Source organism: Bradyrhizobium sp. SHOUNA76 (assembly GCF_023006445.1).
Classification (GTDB): Bacteria; Pseudomonadota; Alphaproteobacteria; order Rhizobiales; family Xanthobacteraceae; genus Bradyrhizobium.
This window is the reverse complement of sequence record NZ_JALBHA010000204.1, coordinates 1-10,003: the sequence shown is the minus strand read 5'-3', so window position 1 is coordinate 10,003 and position 10,003 is coordinate 1. Positions and strand designations below refer to the sequence as shown.

Here is a 10,003-nt window from a genome sequence, read left to right as displayed (position 1 = left end):
GGAACAGCACATCGACGGAGGGGCGATGCCGCGACACCGGCGGGCCGTCCTTGATCGCGATCTGATAGCGCAGGCCGATGCGCTGGAGCAGCATGTGGCGGGCGCCGGGGGCGATATAGGCGCAGCCCGGAAGCACGGGCTCGCCGTCCTCGGCCTCCTTGACCCTGATCTGGCAGACGGTGTCGAGACGCCTGGCAAAGGCCGCGGTGAATCCTGCCGGCATGTGCTGGACGATGACGATCGGCGGACAATGCGGCGGCAGCATTTCGAGGACATCATTGAGCGCTTCGGTGCCGCCCGTCGACGCACCGATGCAGACGATGCGTTCCGTCGTCGGCCGAACCCTGCCCTGCACCGGCGGCGGGATGATCGCGTCGGCCGTCAGCTTCTTCTCGATCGCCCGTCGCTCGGAACGCGGACGAACCCGCGCGCGCGCCGCCGACTTCACGGCCTCGCGCAACCGCGTCGAGCATTCGAGCAGCGCCTGCCGCGTGTCGATCTTCGGTTTCGGCACGATGTCGACCGCGCCGGCCTCGAACGCCTCGAACATCACGTTCGAGCCCTCTTCGGTCAACGAAGAGCAAATGATCACCGGGATTGGGCGCTGCGCCATGATCTTGCGCAGGAACGTCATGCCGTCCATGCGCGGCATTTCCAGGTCGAGGATCATGACGTCGGGGATCTCGTTCTGGAGGCGTCGCGCCGCCGCGAACGGATCGGCAGCCGCTCCCATCACCTCGATCTCAGGGTCGTCGTTGAGGATCGTCTGCAGGATTTGGCGAACCGACGCCGAATCGTCCACGATCAGTACGCGAACTTTCTCCCTCGGCATCTCGTTGCGCTCCGGCTAGACCTGGAAAATGGTTGGCTGAACTTGCTTCAGCCCTGGCACGGCACTGTGAATCATCGATTCCGAATGTCCGACCAGCAGATAGCCGCCCGGACGCAAATGGCTGCACAATTGCTCGACCACCTTGCGCTGGGTCTCGCGCTCGAAATAGATCAGGACGTTGCGGCAGAAGATGATATCGACGTCACGATCGACGGGGTAGGATTTGTCCATGAGGTTCATCCTCATGAAATGCACCATGTTCCGCAATTCCGGCACGACCCGTACCTCACCGCGCGACTTGTCCCGCGACGACGAAAAATATCGTTTCACGAATTGCTCCGGCACTGGAGCGAGCACGTCGCGGGTGTAGATCGCCGTCTTGGCGAGGCGCAGCACCGCGGTCGAGATGTCGGTCCCGAGAATGCGGTACTGGAAACGCGAGCCGTTCCGCGTCATGTCGTCCAGCACCATCGCTGTCGTATAGGCTTCCATGCCCGTGGAGCTCGCCGAGCTCCAGATCTTGAGGTTCGCACTTTTGCGGCCATGCGATTTGAGCAGGGCGGGGATCGCGATATCCCGCAGGAAAGTGAAGTGCTGCGGCTCGCGGAAGAAATCGGTCTTGTTGGTCGTCACCACATCGATGAGATGGGTGAGCTCGGTATCGAAATGATCCGCCTCGAACAGGTTCTCGACATATTCGTTGAGGCCGGAAAAGTTGAGCGCGCGCACGCGCTTGTGCAGCCGCCCCTCCAGCATCAGCCGCTTGCCCTGCGGCAGCTTGATGCCGACCTGGCCCTCGATCAGTTGAGCGATGGTGCGGAAGTGGCGGTCCGACAGATGCACGGCGGTATCCTGCACGGCGGGCATCATGGCCGCCTGCTCCGGTCCGGGATGGCCGCCTGTACTGAATGTCGGGCCGTACGGGCCATCTTCGATCCTAAGCGTTGACGTATCCGTTGAAAGCGGACCGGTTCACCGTCGCAAGGCGGGCCGGTCCGCAAGAGTTCCGAGGAGTCCTAGCGCTGGAAATCGGCGTCCCGATCATCCTCGCCGTCATGCATGTCGAAGGCGAACCCGCCACCACCGGCAACCTTCAGGGCGCGCACCGGCTTGCCTTGCGGCTTCTTGGCCGGCCGCTCGGCCGCCGCCATCGTCGCCGCCTTGGTCCGCAACTGATCGACCGCCCGGTCGATCGGCGCAGCCGCATGGCCCTTTCCGCCCTGCTCGATGCGGAAATAGGCGATGGTGGACTGGAGCTGTTCGGCCTGCGAGGCGAGTTCCTCCGAGGTCGATGACACCTGCTCGGAGGCGCTCGCGTTCTGCTGGCCCACCTTGTCGAGCTGCTGGATCGCCTGGTTGATCTGGGCCGATCCGACGTCCTGCTCGCGGCAAGCCGCGGTGATTTCCTGCACCAGCTCGGCGGTCTTCTTGATATCGGGCACGAGCTTGGACAGCATCTCGCCGGCTTCGCGAGCGACCTTCACGGTCTCCGTCGAGAGCGTTCCGATCTCGGCGGCGGCAGCCTGGCTGCGTTCGGCAAGCTTGCGGACTTCGGAGGCGACGACCGCAAAGCCCTTGCCATGCTCGCCGGCGCGCGCGGCCTCGACCGCCGCGTTGAGCGCAAGCAGGTCGGTCTGCCGTGCGATCTCCTGCACGATCGTGATCTTCTCGGCGATCGTCTGCATCGCTTCGACGGCACGGCCCACGGCGGCACCGCTGGATTCGGCATCCCTCGCCGATTGCGCGGCGATCTTCTCGGTCTGGTTGGCGTTGTCGGCGTTCTGCTTCACGTTCGAAGCCATCTCCTCCATCGAAGACGAGGCTTCCTCGGCCGAGGAGGCTTGTTCGGTGGCGCCCTGCGAAAGTTGCTCCGAACTCGCGGAGAGCTCCTGGCTGCCGGCGGAGACGTTCTGCGCCGCGGTGAGCGCTTCGGCGACGATCTGCCGGAGTTTCTCGACCATTGCATTCAAGGACCTGACGAGATCGCCGATCTCGTCGTTGCTGGCGGAAGGAATGGTCCGGCTGAGATCGCCCTCGGCGACCGATCCGGCAAGACCGACCGCTCGGCCGAGCGACCGACTGATCGAGATCGAGATCCAGAGCGCCGCCCCGACCGCAACCGCCAGCGAGATGCCGATCAGCGTCATCAGCAGGAATTGCGCCTGGTGCCCCTCTGCCTTGGATTGGACGGCCTGCTCGGCCATCTGCTTCTTCGTATTGGCGACGTAGGCGCCCATGGATTCCATTGCGTCTGCGACGACCTTGCGGCCGTCACCCATCGAGCGCTCCATGGCCTTCGACTTGTCCGTCTTGGCCAGCCTGATCGTCTCTTCCTGGTACGCATTCATCTTGGCGTACGACGCCGCAAAGCCGTCCAGCAGCTTCCTGCCCGCTTCGCTCGCCAGCGCGTAGACCTCATCTCTGGTCTTCGTCGCCTGCTCGCGCAGCTTGGCCGCATCCGCCGCAAACTGTTCCGCCTGGGCTTCCGTTCCGAGGATCGAGTTCTTCTCGGCGCGCAGCTGAAGCAGGATGTCCTTTTCGATCTGCGTCGCCTTCTCCATCCGGTTTGCGCGCAGGACCATGCTGTCGGCAGTCGCCATCATGTCGCCGAGCTTCGTGTAGGCCACACCGCCCGCGACCCCGGACAACACGATGATCACGCCGAACGCACTGGCAAGCTTTGCCTTGACGGTGAATCTCATTTCCAGCCCCTACCCCGGTCTCGCCCGAGACCTCACTTCAATTCAGGATGCGTTCCATGTTCGGAACGATGACGAACTCTTCACGCCACTTCGCAATGAAGCGAATGAACTCCGGCTTCCAGTGCATGCCGACCCGCGGTGTTTGCTGCACGTCGGCCTGGAAGATCTCGGTGACCTCGTAGACCTTGTCGGCGGTGACGCCGACCAGGACCGGCTCGCCGTCGAGCTCGATTTCGATGACCACGATGCGCGTATCGGCAGAATCATCGAGCTGCGGCATGCCGAAGCGGATGCGCAGATCGGCGAGCGGAATGACGTTGCCGCGCACGTTGATCACGCTGGGAACGAAGGCGCGCGCACCCGCGACCTTGGTCACCGGGACGGGATCGATGATCTCGCGCACGAGGCCCGCGTCGAGCGCGAACTTTTCCTCGCCAAGGCCGATCATCACGACCTGCATCGCGTCAGCCTGACGTTCGCCAGCCAAACCACCGTTCATCACGCCGCCTCGCTGATATGCTGCTTCTCGACCTTCGACTGCGCGAGCGCGACAAGCTGCGCGACGTCGAGGATCAACGCCGCCGTGCCGTCACCCAGGATGGTCGCGCCGGAGAACATCGTGACGTTCGAATGCAGCTTGGAAAGCGACTTGATCACGGTCTGGTGGTTACCGATGATCTGGTCGGCGACGAGCCCGACATGGGTCTCGCCGGTCGAGATGATGATCGTCTTCTGGTGCCGGTCGGGCGTGCCCGATGCGGTCATGATCTCGCGCAACCGGAGGAAGGGCACGAGATTGCCGCGCACGTTGAGGAAATTGCGGCCGCGGGAGCGCTCGTCCTCGGCGGTCAGCTCGATGCATTCCTCCACTGCGGACAGCGGAATGATGTAGCGGCCCTCGCCGACCCGGATGAGCAGGCCTTCGATGATCGCAAGCGTCAGCGGCAGGCGCAGCGTCACCGTGGTGCCCTGCCCCGGCAGGGTCGACAGGTCGATCGAGCCACGCATGTTCTCGATGGTACGCTTGACCACGTCCATACCGACGCCGCGGCCGGACAGCGCCGAGATGGTCTGCGCGGTCGAGAAGCCGGGATGGAACAGGAATTGATGAATCTCATGGTCGGTGAGCACGGCTCCGGCCGCGATCAGCCCCTGCTCTTCCGCCTTCGCACGGATGCGCGCGGTGTTGAGGCCGCCGCCATTGTCCTTCACGGTGACGAGTACCTGCGCTCCGGAGTGCACCGCGGCGAGCTCGATCCGGCCTTGCTCGGTCTTGCCGTTGGCAGCGCGCGTGGCGGTGTCTTCGATGCCGTGGTCGACGGAATTGCGGATCAGATGCACCAGCGGATCTGCCAGGCACTCGATCATGGTCTTGTCGAGCTCGGTATCCTCGCCTGAGGTGACGAATTCGACAGGCTTCGACAGATCGCGCGACAGATCATGCACGAGGCGGCGGAAACGGCCGAACAGCGAACCGATCGGCACCATGCGTGCGCCCATCGTGGTATCGCGCAACGACGAAGCGAGGCGCTCGATCTCCTCGGCGATCATCTTGATCGAGAGGTCGGAGCCGGAGGCAGCGAGCTGGGTCAGCCGCGCCTGTGCGATGACGAGTTCGCCGACGCGGTCCATCAGTTCATCGAGGCGCTCGGCCTGAACGCGAACGGTGGCAATGCCGCGATCGTCACGCTTGGCCTCGGGCTTCGGTTCAAGCCTTGATTCGGATTTCGGCTCCGCCTTTGCGACGGGCTGCTCGGCGAAGGGCGCGGCAGCGGCCTCGACCACCGGCGCAGGCATTTCGACCACCGGGGCCGGCTCTTCGTCGAGAAGCTGGAACAGCGGCGCAGGCGCGGGCGCGTCGACATGCGCCAAGGGCGAGAGCGTCAGCTTCATTTCGTCCTGGACGAACATGAAGACGTCGTCGATCGCGTCCTTGTCGCAAACCGCGTGCAGCTTGACGTCCCACTTCAAATAGCAGTCTTCCGGCTCCATCTCATCGAGGAACGGGATGCCGTCGGTGATCGGGACGACGAAGCAGGGGCCGAGCTTGCAGAGATCTTCCAAGAGATCGAGCGGGTTCGAGCCGTTACGCAGGATGTGCGATTCAAATTCGAGATGCAGGTGCCAGCCGGCTTGCTTGCTCTCGCTAGGGACCAGCGGCGGCGCCTCGGCGATCTCGACGACCGGAGCGCCAGGCTGGTCGAATGATACGAAGCGCTTGAGGTCGTCGAGGATGGCCTCGCCGATGATGTCGTCGGTCGACTGGGGATCTTCGATCAACGCGCGGATGTAGTCCTTGGCGGCGAGCGCGACCGAGATCAGTTCCTGGGTCGGCTTGATCTCGCCCTTGCGGACGCGGTCGAAAGCGGTCTCGAATTCGTGGGTGAAGGAGGCGACCTTGTCGAAGCCGAACATGGCGCCCGAGCCCTTGATGGTATGCAGGGCGCGGAAGGCGGAATCGACCAGTTCGCGATCGTCGGGACGCTGGCCGAGGTCGAGCAAGGCCCCTTCAAGGACTTCGAAGAGCTCGCTGGCTTCCTGACGAAAGACCTCGGTCGGGTCCATTGCGCTCATGCGCGCACCAGCTTGCCGACCACGGCGAGCAACTGCTCAGGCTTGAAGGGTTTGGTGATCCAGCCGGTGGCGCCGGCGCTCTTGGCTTCCTGCTTCACCGTGTCATTGGATTCGGTCGTCAGGAACACGATGGGCATGCCGACCGCGCTCGGCAGCTTGCGCAGCGCCCGGATCAACTCCAGCCCGTTCATGACGGGCATATTGAGGTCGGTGATCACGAGGTCGAGCTTGCCGGCCTGCGCCTTGGCGAGCCCTTGCGCGCCGTCGCCGGCCTCGATCACGCTGTGACCGGCCGGCTCGAGCACAACCTTGATCATCTGCCGAATGCTCGGCGAATCGTCGACGGTCAGAATCGTGGCCATTAGGTGCCATCTTTCTTTTGCGGGAAATGCTGATCAATCATCGCCTCGCTGGCGAAGCCGGCACGACGAAGGGTGTTTCGAAGAGACTGTGAGAAGGAGGTGAGGACCACCGGGCGGCCTTGGGCCTCGCCCGTCTTGGCGGTCGACAGCAGAAGCTGGATCGACGTCACGTCGGCCTTGTCGACGCTCGAACAGTCGATCTCGAGCCGCTCCTGGCGGCCGAACGCCTCGCGGATGAGCTCATAGACGTTGCGAATGGCCGCGATGCTGCAATCGGCGGGCAACCGCAACGACCACTTCGGCTCCGTCGGATTGAGCGCCATCGCTGCCCGCCTTTGCTAGATTCCCGATACTCGTTTGACGTGAATCGAATGAGTAAACCCCTAACGCGAGCATCCGTACAACTACGGGTCACATTCCGCCGGAATTCGCGCAAGTGTATGCAGGCGTACACAGCCTACTGAGATCACATCCGCAATGCGGCGCCCGCGGCGCATTTGCTTCGCGTTAAATTCGCTCGGGTTATGGGCTTGGGTTCCGTGCCTTTGCCAGCGAAGAGAGCCCCCGGCCGCCGATGCTGACCCAAGCGCTCCTGGTTGACGACAGCCGCTCTGTCCTCAACTTCCTGAAACGTCACATCGAGGCTGAAGGTCTGGTCGAGGCCACCACCTTCCTTGATCCCGTGGACGCGCTGACTTGCGCACGGGAGCGCGCCTTCGATCTCGTGCTGGTCGACTACGAGATGCCGCATATGGACGGCATCAGCTTCATCCGCACTTTCCGCAGGCTTCCTGGCTGCGCCGACATTCCGATCGCGATGATCACGTCGCGACAGACCGATGACGTCAAGATGGAAGCGCTGCAGGCCGGTGCAACCGATTTCCTGCCCAAGCAGCCGCAGAGCGTCGAGATGACGGTGCGGCTGCGGAATTTGATTCAACTTGGTGCAGCCGTGCGCAAGCTCAGCGACCGGGCCGCGCATCTGGCGAGCGAAGTCGCAGCAGCAACGCGAAAGCTCGGCGAGCGCGAGGAGGAGATCATCCTGCGGCTCGCGCTTGCGGTCGAATATCGCGACAACGACACCGGCGAGCACACGCTGCGGGTCGCCCGCTACAGCCGCATCATCGCCGAGCAGCTCGGCCTGCCGGCCCGGCTCTGCCGCGACATTTATCTGGCCGCTCCCCTGCACGACGTCGGCAAGGTCGCCATTCCCGACAATATCCTGCTCAAGCCCGGCAAGCTGACCGACCAGGAGATGGCGGTGATCCGGACCCATGCGACGATCGGCGAGAAGATTTTGGCGGACTCAAGCTGCGAGCTGATCCAGCTCGGTGCACAAATTGCCGCAGGCCATCATGAGCGCTGGGACGGCGCGGGCTATCCCGGCGGTCTCAAGGCGGACGAGATTCCAATGGCCGCACGCGTGGTCGCGGTCGCTGACGTCTTCGACGCGCTGACGACACGACGACCCTATAAAGAGCCGATGCCGATCGAGGTGGCGCGCAACTATTTGGTCGAGAACAAGGGCCGGCAGTTCGATCCGGCCTGCGTCGAAGCCTTTTTGTCGCGCTGGGACGAGGTCCTCGATATCGCCGCCGGGGGGCAGGCGACCCCATTCCTCAAAGCCGAGGCTCCTCTCGCTCCAATCACAGAGTGTCCGGCCGAAGGCCGTTCGCCCGAATTTGCCGCGGTCACCTGATAGATATCGTCGTCCGGCCAACGGCTTGACACCCCTTTGTCGCCGATGGCGGGTTTGAACCACTTCCTGCTAGAGTGCACCAACAATCAAAGCGTGATTCTGGTCACACTTGCCTGGGCGCTCCGGTGCTAAAAGTCGCACCGGGAGGGGACCAGCAAATTATCGGTCGAATTGAATGAGCACACCCATGAGAAGCCTGATCGGCGCCGTTGTCGGCGCGTTCTGTTTTGCGGCCCCCGCCTTGGCGGAGACGCCGGCCGCCATCGTCGAGGATGTGCAAGGCAAGGTCGACGGCGTCGAATTCATGGACTATGTCGCACCCGGCAAGATCATCAAGCTCGGGCCCAAAGCGAGCATTACGCTCAGCTACCTCAAATCCTGCCTGCGCGAGACGATCAGCGAGGGCGTCGTGTTGGTCGGCGCCGAGCAAAGCACCGTGCAACTCGGCGACGTGCAGCGCGCCAAGGTGCCCTGTGATACCAAGGCAGCGCAGCTCTCCGAGCGCGAGGCGAATCAGAGTGCCGCGACCACGTTCCGGACCATGCGGTCCGATGCCAAGGGCACTCCGTCCAAGCTGCCGACGATCTACGGCGTCGCGCCGCTGGTCGAGGCCAAGAGCGGGAGCACGCTGGTGATCGAGCGCACCGACGGCAAGGAACCCACGATCAGCATACCGCTCAAGAACGACATCATGATCCGCGGCAAGTTCTATGATTTCGCCAAGGCCGGGAAATCGCTGACCCCCGGCGGGAGCTATCTCGCAAGCCTCGGCGCCAAGCGTTACACCTTCCTGGTCGACGCCAGTGCCACCTCGTCACCGACCCCTATCATCGGCCGCCTGCTGCGGCTCGAATAAGCAGCCTGCGACGGGGCGATGCGGCGGATCGGGGGACGGGACATCGTTGCAGCTATCCTGATTGCGCTCCTTGCGGGCGCAATTTTCATGTCTCCGCCGCTCCAGACCCTGCAAGGCCTCTCGCTCGACATCCTCACGGCACTGCGCGGCAAGCTCATTGGCGACCGCCGCGATCCCGCCAATTCGCCGGTCGTCGTCGTGGCCATCGACGGCGAGACCTACGACACCCCGCCCTTCAAGGGATCGCCGACGCAGACCTGGACGCGCGAGATCGGCCGGGTGCTCGGCAGTATCACCGAGGGCGGCGCCAAGGTGATCGGCTTCGACGTCATCTTTCCGAGCTCGATCGAGCAGTCGGAGATTCCCTTCGGCGACACGTCGGTCGGCAGCCGCATGAAGGGCTTCGACCGGGATTACCTGATCGCGCTGCGGCAGATCTCCGACAGCGGCAAGCTGGTGCTCGGCGATATCCTGAGCAACGACCATCCGGAGGTCCCCTATCGCGCACAGCAAGTCGCGGTGCGCAACAGCATCCGCGCGCTCAACGTGCATACCGACGCCGATGACGTGATCCGGCGGATGCCGCTGAGCTTCTCAATCGAGGGCAAACCGGTGCCCGCAATGGGGGTCGAGCTCGCGGCGCGTGCGCTTGGCGCAAAGCCCGGGATCGCGCCGTCTGGCTCGACCGAATTGTCCGGCTATGCAATCCCGAGCGCGTTTCCGAATACCATGACGCTCAACTTTCGAGGGCTGGGCCGTGATGTCCCGACCTTCTCCTTCGCCGATCTGCGCGCCTGCGTCGAAAAGGGCGACCGCGATTTCTTCCGCCGCGCCTTCGAGGGCAAAGTCGTTCTGCTCGGCACGGTCCTCAATTTCGAGGATCGCAAGCTCACATCGATGCGCCTGTCCGGCGGCTATGACGGTCCGCCGGCGGCGCGATGCGCCCTGCCCGCGCCGGAGCGCGCCATGCAACGCGCC

The 10,003-nt window shown here is 63.8% G+C and carries 10 protein-coding genes; 3 read left to right on the top strand and 7 right to left on the bottom strand.

The features are described from left to right. From cheB to MOV74_RS20585, 7 genes are all read right to left on the bottom strand, one after another. A partial coding sequence (cheB, locus tag MOV74_RS20615; protein ID WP_246926097.1) for a chemotaxis-specific protein-glutamate methyltransferase CheB occupies positions 1-832 on the bottom strand: 832 nt, incomplete at its 3' end. A gap of 15 nt (positions 833-847) precedes the next feature. After that, a complete protein-coding gene (locus MOV74_RS20610; protein ID WP_246926095.1) occupies positions 848-1,702 on the bottom strand; it encodes a protein-glutamate O-methyltransferase CheR in 855 nt (284 codons plus the stop codon). Between the two features lie 146 nt (positions 1,703-1,848). Next, positions 1,849-3,534, bottom strand: a complete 1,686-nt coding sequence (locus MOV74_RS20605; RefSeq protein ID WP_246926094.1) for a methyl-accepting chemotaxis protein — start codon at positions 3,532-3,534, stop codon at positions 1,849-1,851. A gap of 37 nt (positions 3,535-3,571) precedes the next feature. After that, positions 3,572-4,033 (bottom strand): chemotaxis protein CheW, encoded by a 462-nt coding sequence (locus MOV74_RS20600; RefSeq protein WP_246926092.1) that lies wholly within the window; start codon positions 4,031-4,033, stop codon positions 3,572-3,574. Further along, a complete protein-coding gene (locus tag MOV74_RS20595) occupies positions 4,033-6,108 on the bottom strand; it encodes a chemotaxis protein CheA (RefSeq protein ID WP_246926090.1) in 2,076 nt (691 codons plus the stop codon). The genes MOV74_RS20600 and MOV74_RS20595 overlap by 1 nt, the downstream gene beginning before the upstream one ends. Beyond that, positions 6,105-6,470 carry a response regulator gene (locus tag MOV74_RS20590; RefSeq protein ID WP_018317043.1) on the bottom strand — a complete coding sequence of 122 codons (366 nt, stop codon included), beginning with the start codon at positions 6,468-6,470 and terminating at the stop codon, positions 6,105-6,107. Before MOV74_RS20590 ends, MOV74_RS20595 begins: the two co-directional genes overlap by 4 nt. Then, positions 6,470-6,793 (bottom strand): STAS domain-containing protein, encoded by a 324-nt coding sequence (locus MOV74_RS20585; RefSeq protein ID WP_028178231.1) that lies wholly within the window; start codon positions 6,791-6,793, stop codon positions 6,470-6,472. The genes MOV74_RS20590 and MOV74_RS20585 overlap by 1 nt, the downstream gene beginning before the upstream one ends. Before the next feature lie 251 nt (positions 6,794-7,044). On the opposite strand from MOV74_RS20585, the gene MOV74_RS20580 reads away from it, so the two are divergent. The 3 genes from MOV74_RS20580 to MOV74_RS20570 form a co-directional block, all read left to right on the top strand. Beyond that, the gene (locus MOV74_RS20580; protein ID WP_246926088.1) at positions 7,045-8,169 is read left to right on the top strand and encodes an HD domain-containing phosphohydrolase; all 1,125 of its coding nucleotides are present in this window, start codon (positions 7,045-7,047) and stop codon (positions 8,167-8,169) included. 187 nt (positions 8,170-8,356) lie between these two features. Next, the gene (locus MOV74_RS20575; RefSeq protein ID WP_246926087.1) at positions 8,357-9,025 is read left to right on the top strand and encodes a hypothetical protein; all 669 of its coding nucleotides are present in this window, start codon (positions 8,357-8,359) and stop codon (positions 9,023-9,025) included. A gap of 18 nt (positions 9,026-9,043) precedes the next feature. Beyond that, positions 9,044-10,003 (top strand): CHASE2 domain-containing protein (locus MOV74_RS20570; RefSeq protein WP_258719542.1); only part of this gene is annotated, 960 nt, incomplete at its 3' end.

What these genes read in the sequence shown, in the direction of transcription:
- MOV74_RS20610 (WP_246926095.1), bottom strand. Translation starts at nt 1,702, where the DNA reads ATGATGCCCGCCGTGCAGGATACCGCCGTGCATCTGTCGGACCGCCAC.
- MOV74_RS20595 (WP_246926090.1), bottom strand. Translation starts at nt 6,108, where the DNA reads ATGAGCGCAATGGACCCGACCGAGGTCTTTCGTCAGGAAGCCAGCGAG.
- MOV74_RS20600 (WP_246926092.1), bottom strand. Translation starts at nt 4,033, where the DNA reads ATGAACGGTGGTTTGGCTGGCGAACGTCAGGCTGACGCGATGCAGGTC.
- MOV74_RS20575 (WP_246926087.1), top strand. Translation starts at nt 8,357, where the DNA reads ATGAGAAGCCTGATCGGCGCCGTTGTCGGCGCGTTCTGTTTTGCGGCC.
- MOV74_RS20585 (WP_028178231.1), bottom strand. Translation starts at nt 6,793, where the DNA reads ATGGCGCTCAATCCGACGGAGCCGAAGTGGTCGTTGCGGTTGCCCGCC.
- MOV74_RS20580 (WP_246926088.1), top strand. Translation starts at nt 7,045, where the DNA reads ATGCTGACCCAAGCGCTCCTGGTTGACGACAGCCGCTCTGTCCTCAAC.
- MOV74_RS20590 (WP_018317043.1), bottom strand. Translation starts at nt 6,470, where the DNA reads ATGGCCACGATTCTGACCGTCGACGATTCGCCGAGCATTCGGCAGATG.
- MOV74_RS20605 (WP_246926094.1), bottom strand. Translation starts at nt 3,534, where the DNA reads ATGAGATTCACCGTCAAGGCAAAGCTTGCCAGTGCGTTCGGCGTGATC.